At 62.3% G+C, this 25,574-nt stretch carries 24 protein-coding genes and 1 pseudogene; 5 read left to right on the top strand and 20 right to left on the bottom strand.

Features of this window, described 5'->3' with window-relative positions:
- Position 1: 1 nt before the first annotated feature.
- From DYI42_RS05115 to DYI42_RS05045, 15 genes are all read right to left on the bottom strand, one after another.
- A complete protein-coding gene (locus DYI42_RS05115; protein ID WP_213544847.1) occupies positions 2 to 667 on the bottom strand; it encodes an amino acid ABC transporter permease in 666 nt (221 codons plus the stop codon).
- A 10-nt stretch (positions 668 to 677) separates the two neighbouring features.
- Positions 678 to 1,358 (bottom strand): amino acid ABC transporter permease, encoded by a 681-nt coding sequence (locus tag DYI42_RS05110; RefSeq protein WP_213544846.1) that lies wholly within the window; start codon positions 1,356 to 1,358, stop codon positions 678 to 680.
- Between the two features lie 18 nt (positions 1,359 to 1,376).
- Complete coding sequence (locus DYI42_RS05105; RefSeq protein ID WP_213544845.1) at positions 1,377 to 2,231, bottom strand: transporter substrate-binding domain-containing protein; 855 nt, start codon at positions 2,229 to 2,231, stop codon at positions 1,377 to 1,379.
- Positions 2,232 to 2,509: 278 nt separating this feature from the next.
- Positions 2,510 to 2,986, bottom strand: coding sequence for a prepilin peptidase (locus DYI42_RS05100; RefSeq protein ID WP_213544844.1), 477 nt, complete (start codon positions 2,984 to 2,986; stop codon positions 2,510 to 2,512).
- Positions 2,976 to 3,752, bottom strand: coding sequence for a helix-turn-helix transcriptional regulator (locus DYI42_RS05095; protein WP_213544843.1), 777 nt, complete (start codon positions 3,750 to 3,752; stop codon positions 2,976 to 2,978). Before DYI42_RS05095 ends, DYI42_RS05100 begins: the two co-directional genes overlap by 11 nt.
- A gap of 398 nt (positions 3,753 to 4,150) precedes the next feature.
- On the bottom strand, positions 4,151 to 5,152 hold the full coding sequence (locus DYI42_RS05090) for a type II secretion system F family protein (protein WP_213544842.1): 1,002 nt from the start codon (positions 5,150 to 5,152) through the stop codon (positions 4,151 to 4,153).
- A gap of 12 nt (positions 5,153 to 5,164) precedes the next feature.
- Positions 5,165 to 6,136, bottom strand: a complete 972-nt coding sequence (locus tag DYI42_RS05085; protein ID WP_213544841.1) for a type II secretion system F family protein — start codon at positions 6,134 to 6,136, stop codon at positions 5,165 to 5,167.
- A gap of 3 nt (positions 6,137 to 6,139) precedes the next feature.
- The gene (locus tag DYI42_RS05080) at positions 6,140 to 7,531 is read right to left on the bottom strand and encodes a CpaF family protein (protein WP_213544840.1); all 1,392 of its coding nucleotides are present in this window, start codon (positions 7,529 to 7,531) and stop codon (positions 6,140 to 6,142) included.
- Positions 7,532 to 7,535: 4 nt separating this feature from the next.
- On the bottom strand, positions 7,536 to 8,756 hold the full coding sequence (locus tag DYI42_RS05075) for an AAA family ATPase (RefSeq protein ID WP_213544839.1): 1,221 nt from the start codon (positions 8,754 to 8,756) through the stop codon (positions 7,536 to 7,538).
- 21 nt (positions 8,757 to 8,777) lie between these two features.
- Complete coding sequence (locus DYI42_RS05070; protein ID WP_342344610.1) at positions 8,778 to 9,419, bottom strand: TadE/TadG family type IV pilus assembly protein; 642 nt, start codon at positions 9,417 to 9,419, stop codon at positions 8,778 to 8,780.
- A complete protein-coding gene (locus DYI42_RS05065; RefSeq protein ID WP_213544838.1) occupies positions 9,416 to 9,925 on the bottom strand; it encodes a TadE/TadG family type IV pilus assembly protein in 510 nt (169 codons plus the stop codon). The genes DYI42_RS05070 and DYI42_RS05065 overlap by 4 nt, the downstream gene beginning before the upstream one ends.
- Before the next feature lie 7 nt (positions 9,926 to 9,932).
- Positions 9,933 to 11,471 (bottom strand): Tad domain-containing protein, encoded by a 1,539-nt coding sequence (locus DYI42_RS05060; RefSeq protein ID WP_213544837.1) that lies wholly within the window; start codon positions 11,469 to 11,471, stop codon positions 9,933 to 9,935.
- A gap of 4 nt (positions 11,472 to 11,475) precedes the next feature.
- The gene (gene cpaB, locus DYI42_RS05055) at positions 11,476 to 12,300 is read right to left on the bottom strand and encodes a Flp pilus assembly protein CpaB (RefSeq protein WP_213544836.1); all 825 of its coding nucleotides are present in this window, start codon (positions 12,298 to 12,300) and stop codon (positions 11,476 to 11,478) included.
- Positions 12,301 to 12,413: 113 nt separating this feature from the next.
- Entirely contained in the window at positions 12,414 to 12,569 is a 156-nt protein-coding gene (locus tag DYI42_RS05050; protein WP_213544835.1) for a Flp family type IVb pilin, read from the bottom strand.
- Positions 12,570 to 12,690: 121 nt separating this feature from the next.
- Positions 12,691 to 12,870, bottom strand: a complete 180-nt coding sequence (locus tag DYI42_RS05045; protein ID WP_213544834.1) for a Flp family type IVb pilin — start codon at positions 12,868 to 12,870, stop codon at positions 12,691 to 12,693.
- A gap of 741 nt (positions 12,871 to 13,611) precedes the next feature.
- Here DYI42_RS05045 and DYI42_RS24445 point away from each other — a divergent pair.
- The 3 genes from DYI42_RS24445 (at position 13,612) to DYI42_RS05030 (ending at position 16,366) form a co-directional block, all read left to right on the top strand.
- Complete coding sequence (locus DYI42_RS24445; protein ID WP_213544833.1) at positions 13,612 to 13,803, top strand: FadR/GntR family transcriptional regulator; 192 nt, start codon at positions 13,612 to 13,614, stop codon at positions 13,801 to 13,803.
- A gap of 938 nt (positions 13,804 to 14,741) precedes the next feature.
- Positions 14,742 to 15,614, top strand: a complete 873-nt coding sequence (locus DYI42_RS05035; protein ID WP_213544832.1) for an aminoglycoside phosphotransferase family protein — start codon at positions 14,742 to 14,744, stop codon at positions 15,612 to 15,614.
- Between the two features lie 473 nt (positions 15,615 to 16,087).
- Entirely contained in the window at positions 16,088 to 16,366 is a 279-nt protein-coding gene (locus DYI42_RS05030; RefSeq protein WP_213544831.1) for a hypothetical protein, read from the top strand.
- A 60-nt stretch (positions 16,367 to 16,426) separates the two neighbouring features.
- Here DYI42_RS05030 and DYI42_RS05025 read toward each other — a convergent pair whose 3' ends face one another.
- From DYI42_RS05025 to DYI42_RS05015, 3 genes are all read right to left on the bottom strand, one after another.
- Entirely contained in the window at positions 16,427 to 16,930 is a 504-nt protein-coding gene (locus tag DYI42_RS05025; RefSeq protein ID WP_213544830.1) for a hypothetical protein, read from the bottom strand.
- A gap of 217 nt (positions 16,931 to 17,147) precedes the next feature.
- On the bottom strand, positions 17,148 to 21,731 hold the full coding sequence (locus tag DYI42_RS05020) for a glycosyltransferase (RefSeq protein WP_213544829.1): 4,584 nt from the start codon (positions 21,729 to 21,731) through the stop codon (positions 17,148 to 17,150).
- Entirely contained in the window at positions 21,728 to 23,590 is a 1,863-nt protein-coding gene (locus DYI42_RS05015) for a hypothetical protein (protein WP_213544828.1), read from the bottom strand. The genes DYI42_RS05020 and DYI42_RS05015 overlap by 4 nt, the downstream gene beginning before the upstream one ends.
- Positions 23,591 to 24,194: 604 nt before the next feature.
- Between DYI42_RS05015 and DYI42_RS05010 the strand changes: the two are divergent.
- A pseudogene (locus DYI42_RS05010) lies at positions 24,195 to 24,341 on the top strand (IS256 family transposase); the annotation flags it as partial.
- 347 nt (positions 24,342 to 24,688) lie between these two features.
- On the opposite strand, the gene DYI42_RS24180 reads toward DYI42_RS05010, so the two are convergent.
- Positions 24,689 to 24,802, bottom strand: coding sequence for a recombinase family protein (locus DYI42_RS24180; RefSeq protein WP_342344613.1), 114 nt, complete (start codon positions 24,800 to 24,802; stop codon positions 24,689 to 24,691).
- Between DYI42_RS24180 and DYI42_RS24175 the strand changes: the two genes are divergently transcribed.
- On the top strand, positions 24,803 to 25,144 hold the full coding sequence (locus DYI42_RS24175; protein ID WP_244867588.1) for a hypothetical protein: 342 nt from the start codon (positions 24,803 to 24,805) through the stop codon (positions 25,142 to 25,144).
- A gap of 264 nt (positions 25,145 to 25,408) precedes the next feature.
- On the opposite strand, the gene DYI42_RS05000 is transcribed toward DYI42_RS24175, so the two are convergent.
- Positions 25,409 to 25,574, bottom strand: a 166-nt coding sequence (locus DYI42_RS05000; RefSeq protein ID WP_213544918.1) for a transposase, incomplete at its 5' end; no start/stop codon positions are given.

The raw sequence follows: 25,574 nt of genomic DNA, 5'->3' as shown, positions 1-25,574 counted from the left end.
CTCAGCCTCTCCTTTCGAGGGATTTCTCGTAGCGTTGGACCGCCAGCGCCGGGGGCGCGATCAGCGCAAAGAAGATCAGTGCGACGACCGTGTACATCTCGATCGGGTTGAAGGCGATGGTCGAGATCGTCTTGGCCTGGTGCATCAACTCGCCATAGGCAATCACCGAGGCCAGTGAAGTCATCTTTACCAGTTCGATGGCGCGGTTCATGAAGGCCGGGATCATCCGCCGCAGGGCCTGCGGCAGGATCACCCGCGTCAGCTGCTGCTTCCCGGTCATGCCCAGCGCCTTGCCCGCCTCCCATTGGCCCTTCGCGATGGATTGGATACCAGCGCGGTAGATCTCGGACGAAAACGCCACCGTGTTGAGCGTCAGGCCCAGGGCGGCGGCGGTGAAGGCGTTGATGTCGAAGGGGGAGATGATCGGGAAGGCGAAGAAGAACCACATGATCTGGACCAGGACCGGCGTGTTGCGAAACACCTCCACGAAGGCGGTCGCCGGCCAGTTCAGCCAGGGCGAGCGCGCATAGCGCATCAGCCCCACCGGCAGGCCAAAGGCCAGGCCCAGCACCAGGCAGACGGCGGCCAGCTTGAAGGTGTTGAGCAGCCCGACCAGCAGCAGGCCCCGGTATTGCACGATTGCGGAGAAATCCCAGGCGTAGTCCAAGTGCGCCTCCTCAGCGGGCCGTGCTCTCGCCCGAGCGTGCCATCCGCGTTTCGAGAAGGCGCACACCGAGGGAACAGGCGAAGATAACGACGAAGTAGATTGCAGCGGCGATGGTGAAGACCTCCAGCGCACGGTAGGTGGACTGGGCGATCTGGTTGGCGCGGAACAGCAGGTCGGCATAAGAGATCGTGCCGACCAGCGTGGTGGTCTTCATGAGTTCGATGGCCCGCTCAAGGAAGGCCGGGATCATCCGCTTGACGGCCTGGGGCAGGATCACCCGCCGCAGGGCCCGGTTTCGCGTCATCCCGATGGCCTTCGCGGCCTCCCACTGGCCCCTCTCGATGGACTGAATCCCGCCCCGGAACACCTCTGCGAAGAAGGCCGAGCTTTGGAGCGAGAAGGTCAGCACCGCCGCCTCGAAAGGGTTGATCTCGACGCCTGCCAGGATCGGCAGGGCGAAAAAGAACCAGAAGAGCTGGGCGATCGGCGGGGTGGTGCGGAGAAACTCGATCACCAGCCCGACGGGCCAGCGGATCAGCGCGTTGCCGTAAAGCCGGCACAGCGCAAGGACGAGCCCGAGCGGCACGCCGAAGAGCAGCGCGAGCCCGGTGACCTTGAGGGTATTGAGCAGCCCCAGCAGGAGCAGGTCGAAGTCCCTCAGGACGACGGCGAAATCCCAGTCGTACCCCATGTCACCGGGCCCCCTGGCTCACCAGTCCTCGCGGCGGATGGCCGGAACGGAGGAAGGATCAACGCCGAAGTCGGTGAGAAATTCCTCGTACCAGGCCTGTGTCTGGCCGGTCTCGTAGTAGTAGGAGATCGCGGTGTTGACCCAGTCGCGGAAGGTCTTGTCTTCCTCGCGGCGCAGGCCGACCGAGGAGGTCGACTGGCGAATGGGCTCGGGCAGAACGATCTGGCCGCGCCCGATCTGCTTGCGCATGGCGATCAGCGGCGGGTGGAAGAGCGACACGGCATTCACCCGGCGCGACTGGAAGGCCGCCACGGATTCCCCGTTGGTCGGGAACCGCAGGATTTCGGCCTCGGTGAGTTGCGCGCTGACGTAGGCATCCATCGAGGTGCCCTGCGTGACGGCGATTTTCACATCGGGCGAGTTGAGATCGCTCCAGCTCGATACCTCCAGCTCCTCGTCCGCCAGCACCGCGAGGGCATAATAGAGCATCGGGTGCGAGGGGAAATCGACGGCCATGGCGCGCGCCGGTGTTGCGTCGAGCACGAACATCAGGTCGATCTTGTCCGACTGAAGGGCGGGAACGGCTGTGCCCCAGGTCACTTCGACGGGCTCGAATTCAACCCCGAGCTCTTCGGCCATTGCCTTGCCCATGCTGGCACCAAGGCCCGTCCACTCGTCGCCTGTCGGGTCCTTGTAATACCACGGCGGGGCCTGCGTCACGCCGACGCGCAGGGTGCCGCGCGACTGGATGGTGTCCCAGGTGCTTTCCTGTGCCGTGGCGCTCCCTGCCGGCAACAAGGCCGCCGCCGCCATGGCGATTACGGCGATGACCGGAACAAGCAGCTTGCACCACGTCTGTCTGATGGATGTCATTTTCTGTCTCCCCGAGGTTTGCTTGTCATATTGTCGACAATACTATTATCGGGTGAACCTCCCCTGTCAAATGCTTTGGCTTTGCCTCTTTGAGGTTTGCTCCGTCAGGTGAAGGCGACTTTGCCCAAGGCTGGCACGTGGCACCCTGCCCTGCCCCCGCAGGGCCAGACGACCATGAGGCAGGGCTGAGTGTCTTTCAAAAGGGAGATTTTGCGCCTCCTCGCAGGCCAGGAGAGCGCCCTGCCCCGCTCAGGCCGATGACGCAAGGCCAAGCCGCGTCAGAGACCGGCGACGAAGGGGTAAGCTATGCCAGCGAGGGCGATGGAGATCCCCATGGGATAGCCTTGCGCCACCGAGAGGCTCAGGAAGGCCGCTTGTGGCCCGCCTGCGACCCTGCGCAGCACCAGCATCAGGATGAGGCCCGCCAGCATCGCTGCCGAAAAGGTGAGCCCGTAGAGCGCGATTGGTTCGCGCCCGAGCGGAATGAAGAGCTGGAGCGCGGCCAGCGCTTTCACATCACCCCCGGCCAGCACACCGAAGAGAAACGCAACGAAGCCTGCGGCAAGCACGATCGCCCCAACGGCCAGCCGCCCGACTATGGCGTCGAAGCCAAGACACAGCGGCGCCGCCACGGCGAAAAGGCCGAGCATGGCGAGGACCAGCATGTTCGGGATGCGCATCCACACGAAATCCGAAACGGCCATCCACGCCAGAAGCGGCGCAGCCATCACCAGGGGCAGCAGGTCAGGCGACATTGTTCCGCAACCCGGCCCCGGGCTGTGCACCCTGGCGGCCACGGCCCGACAGCAAGCGCTGCACCAATTCGGCCTGACAGGCCGTGTTTGTCTTGGAGTAGATGTTGCGCAGATGAGTGCGCAGGGTGGCCGCGCCGATCAGCAGCTCGTCGAGCAGGGCAGCATTGTTGAGCCCGGCGCTCAGGAGAAGGCACACGCGATACTCGGCGCGGCTGAGGCGAAACGGGTTTTCGACACCGAGAATGTCGGCCCCGCCCTTCTCGCGCCCGCTCGCCCGGCGTCCACGCAGGGTGCTGTTCGAAAGCAGCCCAAGCTGGCGTGATTTCCAGGCCTCTGACAACGTGCCGCCGATCAGATCGAAGCTGTCTATCTTCCGGGCCGTTTCGTAACGCGGAAAGTAGAGTTCGAGGAAGTCGCTGCGGTTGGCGTGGTGCTCCAGCGGGATCACCACCAACTCAAGCAGCTGGCGATGCCGAAGGCCTATGGCAAGCTGCGGGCTTGCTGCGATTTCGGAGGTTCGGGCATTCCATACGGAGCCGGGCTTGCAGGTGGCGAGATATTTGCCGCAGACGGCCTCGGCAGCAGAGAAGCGAAAGCCCTCGACCCCGGCGCTGAAATTGGCCCGCCGGTCGAAGGACACCACCTGCGCCCTTTCCCGGAAACTCTCGTCGTTGCCGTGACCCACGCGCGCGATCACGGCCAGATCAGCGGCGAAGGCATCGGCCACATGGCGCAGCCCTTGAATGATCGGCGATCCGTTCTGCATGGCCTTGCACCATGCCGCAACCGCCGCAATTGCATTGGCTCCCGTGGTGGTGTCGCTCCCTCGCGACGCCACCGGGGCGCGTTCCAGTCCCTTTTGCATTCCCACCGTTCCCCCAAACAGCACAGATGTGTCTGGTTTTCCGCTCACAACCTCGGGCCCGCGATCTCCAGCATGTCGCGGTGCGCCCGAGGCTCCCCTGTGAGCCGGACAAACTTTCAGAATAAACAAGTGCTTAATTAGGGTAGGTCCTGTGGATAAGTCCTGTCAAATAATGTAGGCAGCACGTAAATGAATGCCCGCAATGGTAGAGTAATCTCATTCAGGATTCGCAATATCTCTACCAAAACGCGAAAACCGTGCCCTTATTGCAAAAGGCAAGGGTTATTGGGTTGAACAATTCAATCTCCAAACACCCGAATGTAGCGAATCACCACGGGGCCGATGGTGACAAGCACGACGGCCGGCAGCATCAGCGAGGCCAGAACCCCTGACATCTTGACCGGCAGCTTGTTTGCCATCTCCTGCGCCTTCAGCTCCCGCTCGAGCCGCATCTCGGCGGCATAGGTGGTGAGCGCTTCGGCCATCGGCGTGCCGAACTGGATGGATTGGGAGACGACGGTGGCGAAGGAACGCACCATATCGACGCCCGTGTTCTCCGCCATCGTCATCAACGCCGCATCGCGCGAGCGGCCCGCCGAGATCTGGTGCTGGGCGCTGAGAAATTCGAAGGCGATCTCTGGCGAGACGCCAGCCAGCTCGTTGCCCACCCGGGTCATGGCGGCATCGAAGCCGAGGCCAGCCTCGGTGGCTACCTGCATCAGGTCGAGCGCATTCGGGAAGCTCTCGGTAATCCGCAGGCGGCGCTCCGTCACCCGGCTGTTGAGCCAGAGCGCGGGCAGGTAATAGCCCACCGCCACCATCACCGCGATGATCTGCATTATGCCGAGGCGCCCAAGACCATTGAGGCGGGAGGCAAGGGCCTCGGGCACGGGAAGGCCGGGCAGCTTGGCGGCGACGAGCGCCAGGATGAAGGCCGCGGGCAGCCCGAACCCCAGCAGCATCCTCACCGAGGTGTAGACCCGCATCGCCGTGGGCGTCACGTAGCCCGCCTGGCGGAACTTGAGCTCCATCTTGCGGCGCTCGTCCTCGTTGGTGGGCAGGGCAATACGCAGGATGCCCTTGGGCGTGCGCACCGTGTCGCGCAGCAACCCGCGCTCGAAGCGCGCGTCGGCCTTGGCGGTGCGGGTTTGAGCGATGCGGACGGCGGCGGCGTTCTTCTGGCCCAGCAACACGACGAGCGAGACGAAGAGCAGCCCTGCCCCCAGCCCGAAGGCCACAAGCAGGACCATGTCGAGCGAAAGGCCGAAGCGGGTGAGAAGATCCGTGAAGTAGGCAGACATGGCGGCCTCCGGTCAGACGCGGAAATTGACGATGCGGCGGAGCATCAGGAAGTTCAGCAGGGTCAGCGTGCCGATGGTGGCGAGCATCGGGAAGAAGAGCGGATCGTCCTTCACACTGCCGAAATATGTCGGGTTGGTGATGTTGGAGAACGTGAAGATCAGCACGGGCAGCGCCGAGAGAAACCAGGCCGTGAGGCGGCCCTCGGACGAGATCGCGCGGATCTTCTTGCGCATGTTCAGCCGGTCGCGGATGACCTGACTGAGAATGCCGATGACGCGAGCAAGGTCGCCGCCGGAGCCGTATTGGATGCCGATGCTGGCGGAGAGATATTGCACATCTTCCAGCCCGACACGGTCGGCAAACTCCTGCACCGCGTCGGTCAGATCATCGCCGAAGCTCACCTGGTCGAAGATCAGGCCGAACTCGGTGCCGATGGGATCGGGCATTTCCTGCGCAACGGCGCCGATGGAGGTGTTGAGCGGATGGCCCACGCGCAAGCCCCGCGCCATGAGGTTGAGCGCATCCGGAAGCTGCTTTTCGAGCAGCTTGTGGCGCTCGCTGCGCCGTGCAGAGACCACCACGAGGGGCGCGAGGAGCCCGGCGGCAAGCGCGCCGATTGCGGCGAGAGCGACGTGGACGAATGGGCTGCTGGCGACGAACAGCGCGAGGGTGGCGCCACAGCAGGCGGCCAGAAAGGCGCCGGGTGCAATCGTCATACCGGCCTGTTGCAGGGTGCGCGGCAGGTCGGCCAGCAGCGGGATATGGTCGATCAGGGCGGACTTTCGCTGCGGCAGCAGCACCGCGAGGATGTCTTCGACGCTGGCGCCCTTGTCAATCATCTTCATCCGGCGGCTGCGCGCCTCGCTTTGGTTTTCGCCGGTGCGCACAAGTTGCATCAGCCCGGTGAAGAGCATGAGGATGCCGAGGAAGACGCCGGCGAGGATCAGGTAATCGCGGGTTTCGGCGGTGAAAAGGTCGGCCATTGGTCAGCTCCGTTCCGGGCGCAGGAAGTCGACATCCAGATCGACCCCGGCGGCAAGAAACTGATCCATGCAGCGCGGGCGGATGCCGGTGGGCACGAAGCGGCCCAGCACCTCGCCGTTCTCACCGCGCCCCTCCTTGCGGAACACGAAGATATCCTGCATCGCCAGCACGTCGCCCTCCATGCCGGTGATTTCCGAGATGCTCATCACCCGGCGCTTGCCGTCGGACAGGCGGGTGAGCTGCACCACGAAGTGCACCCCCGAAGCGATCTGCGCGCGGATCGTGGTGATGGGCATTTCGACGCCCATCATGGTGACCATCTGTTCCAGCCGCCCGATGGCATCGCGGGCCGAGTTGGCGTGCACGGTGGTCATCGAGCCGTCGTGGCCTGTGTTCATGGCCTGGAGCATGTCGAAGGTTTCCGCGCCGCGAACCTCGCCGACGATGATCCTGTCGGGCCGCATGCGCAGAGCATTGCGCACCAGTTCGCGCTGGTTGACCGCGCCGGTGCCATGCGGCGAAGGCGGGCGGGTTTCGAGCCGGACCACATGGGCCTGCTGCAATTGGAGTTCAGCGGCGTCCTCGATCGTCACGATCCGCTCGCGCGGGCTGATGAAGGAGGACATGGCGTTGAGCATGGTCGTCTTGCCCGAGCCGGTGCCGCCCGAGATCAGCACGTTCATCCGCGCCTCCACCAGCGCCCGCAGAAGCTTGGCGGCCTCCGGCGAGAGCGATCCGGTTTCCACGAGGCGATCCATCCGCAGCGGCGTTTCGGAGAACTTGCGGATCGACACAGACGGCCCGTCGATGGCGCAGGGCCGGATGATAGCGTTGACGCGGCTGCCGTCATCGAGGCGGGCATCGACCCAGGGCTGGCTTTCATCAATGCGGCGCCCGACGCGGCTGACGATCTTGTCGATGATACGCAGCAGGTGCTTCTCGTCACGGAACCGGGCCGGGGCACGCTCCAGCACGCCGTGGCGCTCGACAAAAACGTTGCGATGGCCGTTGACGAGGATGTCGTTGATCGACGGATCTGCGAGCAGCGGCTCAAGCGGGCCGAGGCCCAGAAGCTCATGCAGGATCTCGTCGATCAGGCGGTTGAAATCGCCGCTGTTGAGCGGCTCGTTCGCCTCCTTGAGCCAGTCGCCCACCGCCTGTGCCACCTCACGGCGCAGATCCTCGGGCTCGACCTTGTCGATCACCGCGAGGTTCAGGCGCTCCAGCAGAGCGGCGTGGAGCCGGGTCTTGAGTTCGAGCCAGGCCGTCAGTTCCGGGTCGTCCTGCTCGGGCGGCAGAACCGGCTCGACCGCTTCGGGCGCGGGCTGGTCCTTGGGCTTGAGCATGACCACGCGGTCGGAGCCTTCGACATTCTTGTTGAAGCCGCTGAACATGGGGTCATCCCTTTCCCTGAGCCGCGCGAGCGGAGGCGGCCTCGGCCGCGGTTTCGTTGAGCATGGTGGCGGCCAGCCTGCGCACGGCCTTTGAGAGCGCGCTACCGCGCGCGGCCTCCGACAGAAGCTCGCCCCTGTCGAGTGCCAGCCGGGCAGGCCGCGGATCGTCGGGCAGCCAGTGCCGCAGCGGGCGCTCCAGCACCTTCTGGGCCTCGGCATGGTGGCGGGGCGTGATGAGCGGCTTCTTCTCGTGGTTCACCACCATCTCGACCAGAAGATCGAGCCGCTCCTCGGTGTAGAACTGGATGAGCCGGTGGGCCTGGCGAATGCTCGGCACGGTGGTGTCTGTCACCATCATCAACCGGTGCGCGCGCGACACCACCGGGCCGACCCAGTCGACGAGGGTGCGCGGCAGGTCGACCACAACGTAATCGTAGCCGCGTTGCAGGTTGCTCACCAGCGCGTCGATCTGGGGCCGTTCGAGCGCCTCCAGCGGGGCGAAGCGGTCTGGCGCGGTGATCACGTCGAGGCCCGAAGCATGCTGCTGCATCGACTGGGCGAGGAAGGTGGCATCGGGCACGGTGCCTTCGCTCGCCATGCGGTAAAGCATGTCCGAGGGCTCGAGATCGAGCGCCGAGGCGACGGAGCCGAATTGCAGATCGAGGTCCACCAGCGCCACGCGGTAGGGCGGCGGCTTGCGGCGGCTTTTGCGGCCCTGCAATGCATCGGCGAGGTTGATGGCCAGCGTACTTGCCCCAATGCCGCCGCGCACCGGGCAGACGGGAATGACCCGCCCGAGGCGCGGTGCGCCCACATCCGAGAGCAGCGCCGGAAGCTGGGTGCGGTGGCCCGAAAGCGCGAGAAGCTGGCGGTTCAGCATCTGGTCGGAAACCGGAAAGGGCAGGATCTCGTCGATGCCGTTTTCCTTCAGCTCCATCGCCTCCGCCAGCGAGATGCTGCCATCGCTCAGGGCCAGCAGTGTGCCACGCTTCCCGGCCTTCTGCCGCAATTCCTGCACGGCGGCGCGATCGGTGTCGGCGTTGAGTTTGAAGACCACGAGATCGTGCTCTTCCACCATCCGCACGGCGGCCCCGTTGACGGAGGAGAGCGTGCCGTCCCTGACCTGAAGATCGACATCCTTGATGTCCGCCAGCGCGTCGCGCACCGATTTGCGGATCGCCTCGTCCTCGGAGATGAGCATGATCGAACGTGTGTCGCGTTCCATGGGGTGCTACCTTTCCGCGCGTTAACCGCTTGTACCCAGGGCGAGGTCTTCGCCGGGCAGGGTTGCGCTGAGAGCCGGGAATTGGATGGTGCCGCCGAGGTCTTCGGTCTGGGCCGTGGTCTGGCCGATGGCCAGCGCGGCGAGTTCACCCAGAGGCGAAACAAACTGGAAGTCGAGCCCGGTCAACTCGACGGTCACAAGAGGCACATAGGGGCCGCCGAGAAAGCCCAGATCGGGGTCGAACTCGTAGCGGAAGACGATGTTTTCCATCGTCGCGTCATTGGGCAGGGAGACTTGCAGGAACTCCCACACCTCCTCAGAGGTGGCTTCGCCCGGCTGGGCCGAGCAGGTGAAGGTGCCCGGATCGGCGCAGACGCCGGACGCCGCGCTGCAGGACGAGCCGTATCGCAGCGCGGTGGTTGCGGTGCCGCGTGTGTGGGTCTGTGGCACACCGGGGCAGACGGGGCCGCGCACGGCGGCGATGCGGGCGGCGTGCTGCACCATCTTCTCGGCGGTGACGTAGTGGAAGGCCATGCGCCCGAAGTCGATCACCGCGAGCAGGATCAGCAGCATCAGGGTGATGGCCAGGCCGAACTCCACGAGGTGGGCCCCGCTCTCGTCCCGCGCAAAGCGGCGCAGACGTGTATGCAGCCGCGCGCTCACGAGCCGAACACCCGGCTCTGGTCACGCAGGGTGGTGGTGATGGTGTCGAGATCCTGCAGCCCGTCCATCAGCCCGAAGATTCCGCCGAAGGGAAAGGTGACTTCAAGCGTGGCGGTGACCTGGGCCACCGCGATCGGGCTGGCGCTGTAGCTGACCGTCTGGCACAGCAGCTCGGGGGCCACGGCTGTGACGGTGATCGAGCTGGGAAAGAGGCTGTTGCCGGAGGAGGTTTCACGCACGATCTGCTCCATTCGCGCGGTGTAGCCGGAGAAATCGCCGGGCGTGGCGCAGGCATCTTCCGGGGCGATGCGGGCAAGGTAGCGCGCGGCGTCGCGCACGCCGGAGGCAGTTGTCTGATACGCCCAGAAGAGCCGCCCGCCTTCGATGGTGACCGCGAAGATCAGCAGCATCAACGGCAGGGAAATGGCGAACTCCACGAGGGCGGCGCCGCGCGTGTCGCGGGTGAAGCGCCCTGCCCTGCGGATGATATGTGCGAGGCCCGTCATCATCCCTTCACCGATAGAGCTGCACGAAGTTGCGGAAGAGGCCAGCGTCATTGCCCGCGCCTTCACCGCCCGCGGTGCCGATCACCTCACCCCACATATCGAAAGTGTTGCCGCTGCCGGTGTTGCTGGCGGGTTCGGTCAGAAAGACCTTGAAGTACTCCTGCACCGGCACGTTGGACGCTGCGCCGCTGATGCTGTTGGGCGCACCGCAGTTGATGCCGGCCACCACCACCACGCGGCGGGAATAATCCACCGCGGGGTTGGTGGTGGTGTTGCAGATCGGGCGGCCGCTTTCGGCGATGGAATTGCCGTCATGGCCATCGCCCGCAGCGTCGCCCACGAGAATATCACCGGCCACCTCGATCTCGGCGCGATACACCTCGTAGCGGGTCGGCGCGGCGGCATTGGCCGCGTTGGCATTGAGCCAGCCCTGGATCGCGGGCGGCACCGTGCCGTCGAAGGGCGCGTAGTTGGTGGAGAAGTAATGGTCACGGTCCCAGATGCCGGTGCCATAGCGCTCGCCCTGCCCGCCATTGGCGGTGTTGCAATTGCCCGCGCCGAAGCAGTCGTCGCGCGGCAGGCCGATGGTGTTGGGCGAGAGCGCCTCGTTGTTGCCGATGCAGCTGCCTCCGCCGTTGGGGACGATCCCCTTGATCACATTGGGCGCGGGCGCATAGACCGGGTTGTTCTTCGCGCCGTTCATGGAGGCATTGTAAAGGTCGAAGCGGGTATTGATGGCCGCCTCGTAGCTGCCGGTCTTCTGGCCCGGCTCGATATCTACCCCGCGGTGCGAAAAGCACTGGGTGATGGGGCCCGCCGCGCCGATCAGGCAGCGATCGAGGTTGCCGCCGTTGAGGCCCGCGCAAGGGCCCTCGGCATCGACCAGAATTTTGGAAGGGTCAAGGAAGCCGAAGGCGCCCGGCGTCCAGGCCGAGCCGTTGCCGCCCGCGCGCAGCTGGATGAGCTGGCCGATGTGGGCATCGGCCTTCCAGCCCGCCGGCAGGCAGACGCCGATGGGCGTGACGTCGCAGGCGTAAGAGGTGTATCCGGCGGTAGCGCGGGCCGCGACGATGTTGTCCATCGCCTGCTGGCCGGAGAGCGCCGCGAAGGCCGCGCCGAAGGTGAGCGGCACGGTCTGGGCGTTGACCTCGACATGGGCAAAGGCCGCAAGCGCCGGATTGTTGGTGCCCTCCCCCAGCGCGGCTGTGTCATCGGCAGGGAGGGTTGTGTGGAACGTGAGCACGAAGTCGGTGTCGCCCGACAGAACCTGCCCGCCATCGCCGAAGGTCTGGAAATCGGTGATCAGGTCATTTGCGGCGGCGGTGGCGCGGGTGATGGCATCGCCGCCGCCGTCGAGTTCGCCCGCGGCCGCCAGCGCCACGTTGTCGGCGAAGGATTGCAGCTCCGTCTGGGTGATCGCCACGCGCCCGATGTCGAAGGAGAGCGCCACCATGCCGAGAAAAACGGTGAGGCAGACGCCCCAGAAGGCCATCACCCCGCCCGCCTCGTTGCGGGCGAACCGCGTTATGACAGCCCCCGCGTGCATTAGCTCAGTTCACCGGGCTTTCGGTGACATCCGCGGCACCCCGGCGGACACGCACCACCGTGCGGGTCGAGTCGCCCTCGTTGGTGACGTAGTCGTTGAGCAGGTCGGACAGGCGTGTGGACTTCAGCTCGGTGTCTTCTTCCTTGTCGTCGAGCGAGCGGAGAGACAGGCTGAGCACGCCCGCCTCCTGCGCCAGGGCCAATCGCTGGCCCTGCTCGGCGGTGACTTCGACCGTGACGGTCTGTGCCACGCTCACGGTTTCGCGGCGCTGGTCGGCCTCCTGATCGACGCCGATGACGCGGATATTCTGCAGGATCGTGACGGCCCGGAGGCTTTCCTTGTAGCCTTGGGTCATCACCACATCGACGCGGTCGCCGGGGGTGACGAAGCCGCCCACGGAGGTTTCGGCCTTCACCTTGATGGCCATGGCGCGGGTGTTGGGCGACAGGGTTTGAACGATGGTGACCTTCTCGCCGAAGTCGGAAATCGTGGTGACGCGCAGCGGATCGCCCTGCGAGATGATCCGGCGCGCCCGGCGCGGCTCCTGCCCCTCCGCGGGGAGCAGCAAGGCGGGATCATGGAAGACCCCTTCCGGCACGGCCTCGGTGGGCCAGTCGATGGTGGTCAGCATCTGGGCGGTGAGCGGTTCGCCGAACTCGATATCGCGGCTGGCCACCAGCACGCCCATGGTGCGCGCTGTGGTCGAAACACCGGCCGTATTCATGCCGGACCCGCCCAGATCCCGCGGGAGGTTGCCATAGAGCAGGTAAACAGAGCCACCGGCTACGACGAGGCCAGCAACGGCGGTGAGAAGGGCTGAAAGTCGCATTTTGGTCTCCCGCTGGGTGCGCTTGTTCTCGAGTGAAAAGGAGCTTGTTGACGCCAGACGCACGAAGTGAACATTTGGATTGTGGAACCACCCGCTAGCGCCCGCACTGGCGCCTACTTCTTCAGCTCAGTACTTGCCTTGCCGACTGATCCGCCAACATCACTTGCCAGCGTCGCCAGTGCGGCAACTCCAATCGCGAGCATCAACGTCAATGCGAGTGCATACTCCACGAGCGTCACGCCGCGTTGATCTTTGATGAATAGTATCAACCTGTTACTCCAGCGGTGCATCGGGCTCTTGCTCACTTTTGTTTAGATAGGGCCAAGGCGGAGAACCCATTGGAACAAGGCAAAGCCTCACCCAATGGGCCCCGGCAAACCAGCCTTTCAATTACTTGGTCAGTTCCGTGCTTGCCTGACCCATTTTGCCACCCACATCCGTGCTGAGCGTGGCAAGCGCACCAGCACCAACACCAACGGCCAGCACCAGAGCAATGCCGTACTCCACGAGGGTTACACCGCGTTCGTCATCGACGAAGCGACCGACGTTCAGTTTGAAAAAGTCACGCATGATTAACTCCTTGGTCTGCGCTGTGCCGCGCGGACAGGTGGCGCGGCATTCGGGCCCCACAGGGTTGTCGAAGGGCTGAAGCAAGCGTGGCGCGATGGCGCGAAATCCACCTCCGCCAAATGGATGAAAATTGCACGCGCTGGTTGTTTGTTTTGACGTTTCGCCGCAATTGCGCCGCATTTCGCCCCCGTCGTCGCCACACTTGGAGGCCGCGCAGATCGAAGAGTGCCGGGCGATTCCCCGTCGCGCACAGGTCCGCCAGAACCGATTGGGAAAAGCGCGTGGCTGGTTCTGGCAGCCTGTACGGCCCGTTCCTTCAGCCGCCCCTGTCAGACGACAGCCCGAAGGTTGCGGTCCATGAGTTCTGGCCCCAATGACGGCCTCTTGAATCTCGGGGCTGCGTTGGTTGCCAGCCTGCCCCCGGCATCGCATTGGCGGTGGACGGGGTGCGCAGGATGACAGGCGATGGTCCTCCGCGGCGCCGTTGCACAGTCAGCCTCTCGACCCCAAGACACGCGGCGGAGCACATCGCAGGGCGCGATCACAGCCATCGAATGAGCATAGCAATTATCGTAACTGTCCCCGGAAGGGGCGGCTTCGCTCAGGCTGCCTGACACCGGGCGGGCGGCCCTTGTTAAGTCCAACAATAGACAACGATTGCCTGAAATCCGGCGGGAGCATACCAACTGACAGGCATTTGTTGGACAAATAACCTATTGGCGTGCAGAGAGCGAACATCAGGTGGCACGGTCGAAGCCGCCAACACTCGAAACAGGGCCGATCGCGGATTACGTGGTGGACGGCATCCGCACCACCATCAACGATCGCACGCTGACGGTTGGGGATAGCATGCCCACCGGGCGCGAGTTCTGCGAAGCGTTCGGGGCCTCACGCAACACGGTGCGAGAAGCGATGCGCGTCCTCAAGGCCTAAGGGATTGTCGAGGTGAAGCAGAAGGTCGGCGCCACGATCATCGACAACCGGCTGTCCTCGGCGCTTCAGATCTTCTCGTTCAACGTCATCGTGTTTGATCCCACAGTTTGATGCTCCGATCTATTCGTCGGAATGGAAGGAAGCACTATGGGACAAGTTCGTCACGGCTGCGCAGGGAAACCGCCGCAAGCCACTGTTGCAAATGGGATTATCAGGGCCCAAGGGATCAGTTTGCGGTAAGAGTCAAAAAAAGTCCTGCTAGCAGAGAAACTCAGACAAGACCAACCCCGCTGATGCGCCAATGAGAGACGTATCGCGGCGATCCCGGCAGACCTGTCTTTCAAAGGAGGCTCTAAAGCGGCTACGGACGCACAAAACACGGAGAAATCGACCTGAAAATCAGGTATTTTTCCGTTCAATTTCAACAATTTAATTCGATGGCGGAGGGGACGGGTCTGACGTCAAACCTTCTCTTGGCCCTAAGCCGTTGTCATCATTGATACGCGAAACGGTTCGAACCGTCATCCGGCTCGATCGCGACTGACAGCGAACCGGACGAGCTTCAGTCGCGACACGTTCTCACGAGACAGGACGAGCCAGGCTACAGCAGCGCAACGCGCCTAAGGGAAAGCTACGAGACCGCACTGCCTTGGCTCAGGCAAATTTTATGTGACGCTTACACTGGATGCACCGCATCGCCGGGAGGCGGATGACCTCCCTGCTAGACTTGAAGCACTTGAACGGCTCGCGTTTAGTGATGCCGCGAGGCTGACCAAGTTCCCGCCCCGCCGGAACCAAAGTTCCCCTAGCATGATCGGCTGGGGAAATGCTGATCCGTGCATGCATATGGACCGAGAAAGCCAGGTGCCCTAAAGGCTCGCGGGACCAACAGTGGGCACTTGGCAGCCCGGATCAAATTGACAGGCTCAGGAGAGCACATGAACGAAATACCAGCATCCACCGATCCTGCGCCTCTCCTCGCAGCCTGGAACCTCACGCTAGAGGCCGTCCGCCCAGCACGCCAGAAAGCCCAGATTTTCGATGTACGCCGCCAAGACGGCACTCTGGCAATTCTGAAGGTCTACCGAGACGACACAATGGGATATGAGGCGGAATCTCCAGAATTTCTGCGGGCGATGGCGGGCGATCACTGCGTCCGGCTGTTTGAGTCGCGGCCACGCGCAATCTTGATGGAGTTCGCCGAGGGCACAATGCTTTTTCATCGGGCTGTTAACGGCGATGAGAACGGAGCGATCGACAGGATCGTTCAGGTTGGCGAAGCAATTCGCCGTAGGAGAAATCTCTACACGCCGAAACGCACACTCAAGCAGCGGTTCTGGAACGTGCTCTACGCCGAAACTGGCAATCACAGACTGCTCTTGAGCGACAGCTTTGCCAGTGCAAGGGCCATCTCTCGAACCGCTCTGGAGCAAGACGCAGATGCAGATCGTGGCATGATTCACGGCGACCTCCATCACGGAAACATAATAGAGTCGCCGAAGGGCGCGCTCCTCGCCATCGACCCTTTGACCATCTACGGAGAGCCGGAGGCCGAGTATTGCCAAGCCCTGTGCAACCCTCGCAGGCCAAAGCGTCCGCGTACGGTCGAGCAGGTGCTCAGTGCCGTGGCGCGCATCGAAACTCAAACGGGGCTCGATCCGAGGCGGATGGTTGCATGGGGTGTCGCAGCGGCGGCCAACCTCCTGATCGTTCAAGTGAAACGGAGAGGATCTGACACCCGGAAAATCGAGTTCGAAGCGAGGCAAGTTGAAATGCTGCTTCAAGCATATGATGAGATTTTACGGCGCTGATACAAGCCACCCCGTAACTCCGCCCTCGCTCGCGAATCATTCACCACCTCCGGATGAGCAAACTCCCGCCAACTCCGCCGCAAGCAGGCGCCATGGCCTTGACTTTGCTACACTTTCTTGCGCCCGGCCTTAAGAACTGTGGCCAAATCATGGCGTAATGCGGCCCAAAAGACGCCTTTGTAGTGCGCCGCCGCAACCAAAAGGCAGCTTAAAACTGCAGGAATCAACAATATTTTGTGGACTTCGCGACTCGCAGCCCAAGATGCAGACCTCAACAAAAAGTGGCGCTGCGTAAGGATTGCGTCCGCATTATGGCGAAGATATGTTCGAAGGGTGAGCAAATTGGCGCTCTTTCACTGCCGACCCAAAGTTGGTCGGCCCGCGTAGGCTGAAATTTCCGCAGCCGCCAGGGCGACTTGCCCGAACTACGCGAGACTACAAACGGCAAAGTTCTTTCAGGACTGAGGGGAAACATGATCAAATCGAAACTGGGTGTCGTTGCCGCCATGGCAGCGATGGCAACAAGGATCGGCATGCCAGATGCCAGCCTCGCGCAAGAGGCGCAGGATGTTCTGCAACGGTGCGAGATGTACCAAGAGATCAATGATCGTTCAGAACTCCAGCGCCTTCTCGAGGACTTGCTCGAACGTCAGCCGGACGATCCGTGCATCGACTATTTGGCCGGCCTCCTGGGGTCGACGACCGTTGCGCTGATTGACGATGGCGACGACGACCCCGAGGAACCGTACTAGGCAGCGCCGGGCCTGTCGCTGGCCTGGTCCATTTTCTAGTTGTAGCTGATTAGGTCCGGATCAGGACCTGTCTGCATGTCGTCTCGTCGGTGCTTGCTTAGTACTGACGATTGGTTTTTTGCGACCGCACGTCGGCATGTACTTGGCTGCATACGAGTAGTTCATCTTCAGAACCCGCTTCGAGAGGCCGCCGCGCCTGGCGATCCACCGTTGTACCCAGGCAGGATACCGTTCCATCATATAGTTCTCGGCCCAGCTGTTCATGTCCGCCCGCCCGCCATATGGCCTGTGGAAGAGGAAGCTCGCACCAGGTGTAATGCAGGTCTGGCGGTTGTCGAGCGCCAGAAACATGGTGCATGCAGACGCGCAGCGCCCGTTGAAGCGGACCGGCGTTCCGGAGATCCGGGCTTTGGAAACCCTGCGCGCGTAATTGATTACGTTACCGCCGTTATCATGGTTGATTACGATCAGCGGAACGCGCCCGGTCATGCCGCGTTGAGTTTGTGCGTGCCCTGCCGTCGACATCAGACACGCCGCGACCACAGATCCGATCAGATAGTTCACAAACTTCATTGCCTGCCCTCACTCTTTTGAGCAATGCCTAGCTCGCCACGACACAACTGCCGCGGTTATCGAGCGAACTGCCCTATTACTTGAAGGGTAACTTCGGGAATTGCTTGGCCGGAGCAAGGCGACACCAAGGCAAGCCCAACAAAACTGGCGGCTTCCTGCGCGATCTGGCTCTGCGTCGGCAGAATGCCGCTCGCGCGAGGGGCCGTCACTAGGTCCCGAAGTTCACCCAACGGCAAGGAAGAGAAAACAGAGCTTCGAGTTCCTCGCGCGTCGGCATTCGGCGCAAACGGGTGTCCTTTGCGCCGGGGCGTGGGCAAAGCACCTGCACTTCGGGCGCTGTGAACTCGGGCAAGCCGGTGATCTCGTAGCGTGCAAGCAACGGGTCGCAGAGATAGAGCGCGTCGGCCTGCACGGCATCCCAGGCACTGATCTGCTCAACCGCGAAGTCGTCGATCAGGTCTGCGATCTCCTGATCGAACCAGAAATCAGAGCTGGTCTCATAGTCCGGCCAGTGGAAGATACCTGTCTTGCCCTCCAGAGCCGCCGAGTCCCGCACCAGGTCGAGCACGGCACGGCCGCTTGCCCCATTGCGTGAGAAATCGGCGATGTAGACCCGGTCGAAGGACCGGTCTTGAGAACGCGAAGGCAGGATCGGCGCCGGCGCCGGAAAGGCTCGTTCACCCGGCGGCATAGATGGCAGCACCAAATCCTCGGCTTCGACCGCCTTCTGCCAGCGCCGATAGGTGCGGTGATAGTCTTTGCGCAACCCGTGCAACACGGTGCGGACGTGCGTGACGCCCTGGCGCGTGAGAGACTCGTCCCGGACGAGACTGAACGACAGAGGCATGCTGCGGTCGGTCGTGGCAACGGAGGACTCACCGTATTTGGTCCTGAAGCGCCATATGAACTCGTTGTCAGCCCCTGCCCTCACATCGTCCCACATTCCGATTTCATCAAGCAGGGCGCGTGAAAACAGCAGTGATGACTGATTGAGGCTGATATGCATCTGTTCGGGGCGCCAGAAGCCTTCAACATAGAGATCCTCACGCATTCGGACCCAATACGACATGACACCCAATGCGCCATGGCAGGTGTCCAGACGTTGGATCTGCCTTTCTATCTTCTGCGGGTGAGACCAATCGTCGGCGTCGTGGACTGTAATCAATGCCCCAGTCGCCTGCCTCATTCCAAGGTTGCGGGCCACGTAGGCCCCGCCGTTTTCCGAGGTTTGTGCCACTCGGATGCGGGGATCTTGCCCTTCCAGCTCAGTCAGAATGTCAAAGGTCCGATCCGTGCTGCAATCGTCAACAACGATGATCTCCAGATTGGTGTAGGTCTGCTCCTGAACGCTTCGCAGCGCGTTGCCGATCGTGTCTTCACCGTTGAAGACCGGAACCACCACCGAAACCTTCCGGTCAGCCTCGACCGCAACCGGTCTCGCATCCGACCGCACGGCCTCGATGTTGAAAATCCCGAGTGGCGCTGCGCGATCACGGCGCTGGATAGGCAACATACCCTTGGTCAGGAATACCTTGTTGATCCAGTCGAGTTGGCGCTCGGTATCTGCGCCCGGCACGTCGCCACCCATCTCCGCATAGGTATTGGCGACTTGATAGAACAGGTTGGAATCATCGGCGTTTTCGCGCAAAGCCTCCAGAACGAGATCGCGCGCCTCATCGCGGTTGCCCATCTGAAGCAATGCAGAGGAATACGGCAGAAGGCCCTTCTTGGCTTCGAGTTTGCTCAACCGGCTGGCGAACCTGTAATTCTCCAGTGCTTCCGCGTAATCGTTGTTGTAGCTCTGCCAACGGGCGAGCGCGCGGGCTGCATGAGCACGAAGCGGGTCTGATATGTTGGGCTGTTGCCGCAGCCGAAGCAAAGCCCTCTCTGCAAGGGCCGGATAGCCACCCCAGATCAGTTTCTCCAGATCCTCGATTTCATGCAGGGCGTCACTATCCTGTTCCTGCCGCTCCCGCGCCCATCGCGCAGCCCGCAGGATCGACGTTTCACTGGCCTCACCGCTTGCCGTGGAAACGCAGTTGATCGCCTTCGCAAACATCCAGAAGGGCATGATCCCGGCGTCGGGGGCAAAAAGTGGCCGCCGGCCCATGGCCAGTGCGCCGCCGGTGGCCCGGGCCGGCAAATAACGGGCCTGTGCGATGAAGACTGCGGGCAAGTAACCGTCGATGTCCGCGATGGCCTCCGCAGTACCGCCATTTGCAAGCTTGGCAATGATGTCGAGAACGGCTCCAAACGCACGGGCCAGTATCGGCCCGTCGCCATCGGAGAAATCCCAAAGCCGGTCGCCGCACTGTTCGGCAATCGTAGCAAGGTTCGCCCAAGCGAGAAGGTTGCTCAGATGCACTTCGGGAACCTTTGCGGCTCTCGATTTGCCGCGGGGTCTGCCCTTCGCGTCGAACTGCACCAACAGCCGCTCACGGCTGCGCCTGAAGACCTGAGCAAGTGTTTCCACGTCACTGAGGTAGGCCGCGATGGCGGCTTGTTGCAGCTCACAACCTGTGGCGATTTCACAGGCGAGGCGATCTTCGGGGACCTCATCGCGTGCAGCCCGAATCCAGCCCGCATATTCGGCGAGCCATGCATCAAAGCCCGTCTTGTCCTCCGGAGACATAGCGCCGGAGCGCACCAGCAAACGGATGGCATCAAGCAGAACGGGTAAGTTGCGCAGCTCCGCGAGCCGCCCGCCCGGCATCTCGGCTTTCCCGCCCGGCGCGAGCTCGGCGAAGTTGAGGTTGGGCGACATTCGGGTCGCCGGCTCCACGAACCATCGGCGAACCAGCGCCGCTCCTCCGGCGCTGAATGATCCCTCCCGCGCCGCGGCTCCGGCCAGCGCGAGGATGGTCGCGTCATAAATAAACTCTCCAAGGCGCACCCGGTCCGACAACGCGGGCGCCATGCCAGGATCATCGGGTATTTCAAGTTCGGCAGCCTGCGGAAAGTAGTCATGCAGCGTGCCGCCTGGAGGGGCGATGGATTTGTCGGTGACCGAAGATGCAGGCCGCTGCAAAGCCAGTTCAGCTTCCTGCAACAGCCGTGAGTAAAGTTGTCCTTTGGCGGTATCGGGCGGAGCAGCGGATAGCGTGGAGAGAGTTTCTTCGCAGTAGAGAGCCAGCTTCTCGGGGGCGTGCACACGGGCGATTGCCTGCCTGTCGAGGCTGTCGAGCAGAATGCAGATTGCATCGTCACGAGCCTGCCCCCGCACGAGAAGAGCCTCTCGAGAACTTTCCTCCAGCGGGCTCTGGCCAGAGTGCAACCTGGCAACCCAGCCTGCTGATCCGCAGGCCCCCGCTTCGGCTGCCTGAGCAGGACGCGGCAACTCCCAGACATCATCCCACCAGTCGTCCCAAGGACCGGGAATGCCCAAACGCCAGAACAGCTCTACCTTCGGGCGCCGCCCATATTGCCGCGCTTCGTCGAACTCCTCGGCGGCATCGTTCCGGAACAGGATCTGCGGTTCCTCCACCGCATTTGGGAGGAAATGCGGATCGAGAAGTTCACGGTTTTCAGTGATCCGTGCCATCGGCACGGTAAAGTACTTCATATAGGGAGCATCGGTGACAGCTTGCTGGATCTCATCCCAGGCAAAGCGGGTCAGGAAGCAATTGCCATCCCATGGAAGCACCCATTTTGCACGGTTCCGGCCGTCTCTCAGGGCCGCATTCCGTGCACCATTGTTGTTCATCACGTAGCGGTTCTTGAGGCGCCGCGAATGGGCCTCTGCCCGGCGTTGCCCCGGCTGCGCCATCCCGAAAAAGTTGCCCCTGAGAAAGAAGGCGCGGTCTGGAAAACTATCCAGATCCCACTCGATCGACTGATACTCTTTCAGGCTGAAGGGAATGTGCAGGTAAGGCTGATTGAATTCCTCAAGTGTGGCGATGATCCGCTGCTCGTCATCCGGGTTGGTCAACCGGTTGACGACCCACCGCTTTTCGACACCCGGGAATGGCTCTTCGTTTTCAAGAATAAACCTGAGGTTCTTCAGTGTTTGCCCATTCTCATGGCGCGGCGGAAGATCGTTGCCAAGAATCCGGTAGAGCACAAAGCTGTCTTCCTCGCGATCTTTTGCCTTGGCACGGTACTCCGCTTTCAGCGCAGCAATGTCGGTGACCGCAGGCGCAGCCGGCTGGGATTGTTCGCGCTTGGGGTTGAATGGCCGTCGGGCGACCTGCTCGACACCGGCTTCGAAATAACCGTCGTATGCCTCAAGGCGGGAGCGCAGCACTCCTGGCTTGCCGAGGTCGACAAGGTGTTTCGCCCCCCACTTGGACCAGAGTTGCCGAAAACGGGCAGTGAAGAGCGAGGTTGCTGCCGAACCCTCGTAGATGCGTGGTGGAAAATACTCGACAATGCATCCAGCCTCTCCGAGCGCACGGTGATCGGCGGAATCGGTCATAACGATTACTGTCGCCCAGTCGCCGCTGGACAGGTATCGGCGGGCCTGACTTGCCGCACGTGTCAACCAGGCAGCGCCGCCAAAAGAGGCAATGACGAGGTTCAGCGCACCCTCGTGCTTGCCATGCCTCTTGCCCCTGAATAAACGGGCCGTTGGTTGCACTCGAGCCGGCCATGCCGTTGGAGGGCTCGGCTGCACCTCCTTGGTTTTGGCTGGCCGATCGTCTCGTTTGATCGAAGGTCTGCGTGACGTGGTCCAGCCGATGATGGCATCAGGTGCATCCAGTGGCACCGGCCGGTCACCGGGCGTTTCGCGCGGGCGGGTAACGTGCGTATCCCAAGTTTGGCCGGTCTCGGGAGCCTTATCGGATTTTTTCATCTGCGCCCTGCCAATTCAACGATCTTTGCGGCCGCAGTCCCTGCACCGTTGCCGCGATAAAGTTGGCGACATTGGGCACGAACGAATTCCTGCGTTTCGGGCTTGAGTAACAACTCGCCGAGCGACCGGAGATGAAAAAACTGATCCTCCGGAAGGTCAAAACCGGCGCTGTTGTCCTGAGCGAATGCGGCGCGTGCGCCCTGGTCATCCATCGAGGGGTGGCGATTGGCAACAAAAACCGTTGGCAGCCCGAAGGCCATGGCCTCGTGGAAACTGTTGTAGCCCGCGGCGCCCACGGAGAAATCGAAAGCATTGAAATAACGGCTGAGGGGGAAACCCTTGACGAGTTTCACGCCCTCCCAACGTGGCATCCGATGACGGCTGTTTTCCCACTCGGCAACAATGATCTGAAGGTCGGGGATGTTACGCAGCTGCCGGATGATCTCCTCCGTGAGGGCCACAACATCACGGTTGGCACCGGCCCCGAGATGCAACAATGCGGCGGGTTTGTTGGGCGCAATGCCAAGTGCCTCGGCAGCCGAAGCCCGAGGTAACAGGTCTTCGGGGTCGAGCAGCGTGATCGGGTCTACGACGAGTACCTCATTGCGACGCAGAGCGGTTTCGCCCGCATCTCGCTCCGCCGCGATCTCGCCCGGCTCGATCACGAGATCCATGAAACGCGCGTTGCCCATGAAGGGCGAGCGGGTGGCTCCGACCATGCCGCGCCGCACCCAAACCAGGCTGCGGCGGCGCCCGGACAGGACAGCATGGATCAGCCCAGGCGTTGGCGTGTTGCCATCGAAAACGACCGTATCAGGGTCGTAGCGGTCCAGCAGGGTCTCCAACTCGAAGCGGAACCATGCGTCCCAATCCGCCTTGTGGGCGCCGGTGTCGCCCTGGGAAGGGATGTACTCGGAATGGCAACCGAACGCCTCAATAACAGAGGTGGCTTTGGCCAGCGTTGCGAAAATTGGCTCAAGCTCGCTGTCCAGCCGCCGCGCAATGGCCAGTTGCCGGGTGACATGGCCCATGCCAACACCGTTGGACGGAATGAACAGCGCCTGCTTCTTGCGCGGACGACGGCGATAAGGTTTTCCAAGCTTCTCTCGCCCGAGCAGGCTCTGGACCCGCTCGCGCTGAATGGCCTCGGGAAACTGGAACGCTGCGTGTCGCTTCGCCTCCCGGGACTGGTTTTCCAGAGCTTCCTTGTCAGCCAACAGAGCATCGACGGTTTCAAGGGCCGCCGTCGGTTCTGAGTAAATAGCACCGGGGCCGAAATGCGGCGCGAGATGTTCCGGGAGCACCACGATCTTGCCCGACGCCATGGCCGTGGCAATGGCGGCCTCAGGCAGAGTAGGCGTTTTCAAGCCGGGGAAGTATATGAACACATCCAGCATCTCGAGCAAGCGTTCAACCGTCATGTCCGACGGGTGGATCAACGTCAGCCTCGTCTTGTTGCCGAGTGCGTTCAACAGGCTGTTCGGTGGTGCGCCCATCGCCATGAAGGTTCTGCCTTGGCCGGTCGGGTAAATTGCCTTCACCTCCGCCGCTGACTCTGGCCACTGCGCGGCGCCGGCGACACTGATCCGCCCATAGACAGTGTCGGATGACGAGCGTGCAGCCTCCTTGCGTTGCGGCAGAGAACGACCTGCGGGCCGCCAGTCTTCGGCAAGGATCGGCACGGGCATATTAAGTCCGACCAGCGCCGAGCGAACCCAGCGGTTTGTAGGTGCCCATTGAACCTCGCCAATGTTGAAACTCATCCAGTTGCCAATCTGGGTGACATCAGGTTTTCGATCATGCACAAGCACGACCTTGTCGGCCCGCACCCCGCCGAGAGGGCGAGCCACGTTGTTCATGCTGGAACTGCCATGCACGATTGCAAGCTTTGCGACCGTCCCGGACGCCTCTTGCACAATCTCTGCGCGCCGCTCTCGGACGCAAACCTCCACATCGGGGGATGCGACAGAGCGAGACGTGTCACTCGCCACATGCAGCAGTCCGACGCGGCACCCCAGAGCTGCATAGTCGTGAATTTCCCGCGCGATACGATACCCAGCGTCACCCGCACGGGTGAAGTCTGCGATCAGGAGAACGTCAAATGCAGTACTTGGAGGCAACGAGGCCATTGTTATCCATATCTCTCTTGCCCCCGATGACCCTAGAACAGCCTGCGACCCATCAGCAAGCCCATTGGCAACTCGGTTTCTCTTGCATCATCAATCGTCATCCTCGGATATGAGAGCAAGTGATCGAGGCGTTTTCCTTCCCTCCGGAACAGTCGCAAACGCACGCATCCATCATGAACTGCCCCACAATCGCGCCACCTCACGATTGATCATCCCTCATTCTTGGGAGTTCTTCTGGGAGCTTGCTTATCCTTTTTTAGGAATTGTCGCGGGAACGAGAACACATCTACTACGAGAGTTGACGCGCTGTGGTAGACCGAGCGATGTGAGGGCCGGCGACGAGGCAATCGTCCGGCTCGTCGGCGCGCTGATGCTCGAGACCAATGACGAATGGACGGTTGCGCGAAGATACATGTCTCTAGAGAGTCTCGCGCGTGTCACCGACACTACCACCGTCAGGTTGTCTGCCGTGGCGACCTGATCAGCCTTGAACCTCTCTGAAGGTCGGCGCTCTTACACCACCTCTCGGGACACTACCCATGTCTGAGTCACTCGGAGGCCCTCTTGCCCGAAGGTAAACTGCAAGTTATGCATGGGCTGTGCCGAGCTATTCCCAGCTTACATTCGGCAGAGTGAGCTGAAGTGGACCGTAGTACCCCACGGTCTTCAGCTCGGGGTGGGGTCTTACAGTATGCCAGCGCTTACAGCCTCACCCCACTATTCCTGGATGACTGTATTCGGCTTGCAGCCGACGTGTGGCCATCTGATCGACCCGATGTGTCGAAGGACTCCATCAATTGCGCACGACCGGTCTAGGAGAACCTCCGCTCAGTCGCCAAACCGACCTATCAGGTTCCTCACATTCGACACCTGCCACCGCCCACCCCGCCGGGTGAGGATGCCCCGCGCATTGAGCTCCGCGGCAATTGCCCTCAGGGACACATGTCCCTCCGCCCGGATCGCCGCCACGACCTCCGCCAGCCCCGCCGCGAACGCGTCCGCATTGCGCGACACCGCTGCCCTGAGCGACACACCGCCCTTCCGTGCCCGCCTGAGGTCAGCGGCAGCCACGTTCTGGGCGAGCGGGTGCAGCAAGCCAACGACCTTCTGAGCCTGCTTGAGGCCGAACGCAGGACCGGCCCCGCGCCGGAAGCGCCCGACCTGCCGCCCGCGGTGACGAACCCCGACGATTTTCTCGACGAGCCTTTCGACCCCAAGAGCTTCCACGCCAGTATCCGCCTCTTTCCCTTCGGCTTCGATTTCAAGAGCATGGATCGAAATTAGCGCTCGGCCGTCTTATGCCATGAAATCAAAGCTGGATTCGGCTGTCCGCACCGAGGTCATTTGTTCTCAAGTCAAACCGGGCGCTTTGCCCTAGCGAAAACTGGATTGTCCCGCTACGGTGAACCCGAACCCACCTACTCTTGGAAAAATCCGACTCTTTGGCTGGATCGGCGATGAGGCAAGTTTCATCACGTAGGGACCCAAGTTTTTGCGGAAACTCTCCGTACTGGCTGCTTCGATCACTATTCTGCGTAGGTTCAGGACTCATAGCCAGTATATGACGGTTGCGGCGAGAGCGATGGCTGAGAGGAAGACCTTCGGGCATCTGTCGTATCGGGTTGCCACGCGCCTCCAGTCCTTGAGTCTGCCGAACATGATCTCGATCCGGTTGCGCCGTTTGTAGCGGCGCTTGTTGTACTTCACGGTTTTC

Origin of the sequence: Vannielia litorea, assembly GCF_018424695.1 — a bacterium.
GTDB lineage: Bacteria > Pseudomonadota > Alphaproteobacteria > Rhodobacterales > Rhodobacteraceae > Vannielia > Vannielia litorea_A.
Note: the sequence above shows the minus strand (reverse complement) of the source record. Positions and strands in the feature narration are given on the sequence as shown.

Coding starts and splice junctions, on each gene's coding strand:
- DYI42_RS24175 (WP_244867588.1), top strand. CDS start 24,803: ATGTCCCTCCGCCCGGATCGCCGCCACGACCTCCGCCAGCCCCGCCGC.
- DYI42_RS05105 (WP_213544845.1), bottom strand. CDS start 2,231: ATGACATCCATCAGACAGACGTGGTGCAAGCTGCTTGTTCCGGTCATC.
- DYI42_RS05035 (WP_213544832.1), top strand. CDS start 14,742: ATGAACGAAATACCAGCATCCACCGATCCTGCGCCTCTCCTCGCAGCC.
- DYI42_RS05085 (WP_213544841.1), bottom strand. CDS start 6,136: ATGGCCGACCTTTTCACCGCCGAAACCCGCGATTACCTGATCCTCGCC.
- DYI42_RS05095 (WP_213544843.1), bottom strand. CDS start 3,752: ATGCAGAACGGATCGCCGATCATTCAAGGGCTGCGCCATGTGGCCGAT.
- DYI42_RS05030 (WP_213544831.1), top strand. CDS start 16,088: ATGATCAAATCGAAACTGGGTGTCGTTGCCGCCATGGCAGCGATGGCA.
- DYI42_RS05020 (WP_213544829.1), bottom strand. CDS start 21,731: ATGAAAAAATCCGATAAGGCTCCCGAGACCGGCCAAACTTGGGATACG.
- DYI42_RS05015 (WP_213544828.1), bottom strand. CDS start 23,590: ATGAACAACGTGGCTCGCCCTCTCGGCGGGGTGCGGGCCGACAAGGTC.
- DYI42_RS05045 (WP_213544834.1), bottom strand. CDS start 12,870: ATGCGTGACTTTTTCAAACTGAACGTCGGTCGCTTCGTCGATGACGAA.
- DYI42_RS05100 (WP_213544844.1), bottom strand. CDS start 2,986: ATGTCGCCTGACCTGCTGCCCCTGGTGATGGCTGCGCCGCTTCTGGCG.
- DYI42_RS05110 (WP_213544846.1), bottom strand. CDS start 1,358: ATGGGGTACGACTGGGATTTCGCCGTCGTCCTGAGGGACTTCGACCTG.
- DYI42_RS05065 (WP_213544838.1), bottom strand. CDS start 9,925: ATGACGGGCCTCGCACATATCATCCGCAGGGCAGGGCGCTTCACCCGC.
- cpaB (WP_213544836.1), bottom strand. CDS start 12,300: ATGCGACTTTCAGCCCTTCTCACCGCCGTTGCTGGCCTCGTCGTAGCC.
- DYI42_RS05080 (WP_213544840.1), bottom strand. CDS start 7,531: ATGTTCAGCGGCTTCAACAAGAATGTCGAAGGCTCCGACCGCGTGGTC.
- DYI42_RS05060 (WP_213544837.1), bottom strand. CDS start 11,471: ATGCACGCGGGGGCTGTCATAACGCGGTTCGCCCGCAACGAGGCGGGC.
- DYI42_RS05075 (WP_213544839.1), bottom strand. CDS start 8,756: ATGGAACGCGACACACGTTCGATCATGCTCATCTCCGAGGACGAGGCG.
- DYI42_RS05090 (WP_213544842.1), bottom strand. CDS start 5,152: ATGTCTGCCTACTTCACGGATCTTCTCACCCGCTTCGGCCTTTCGCTC.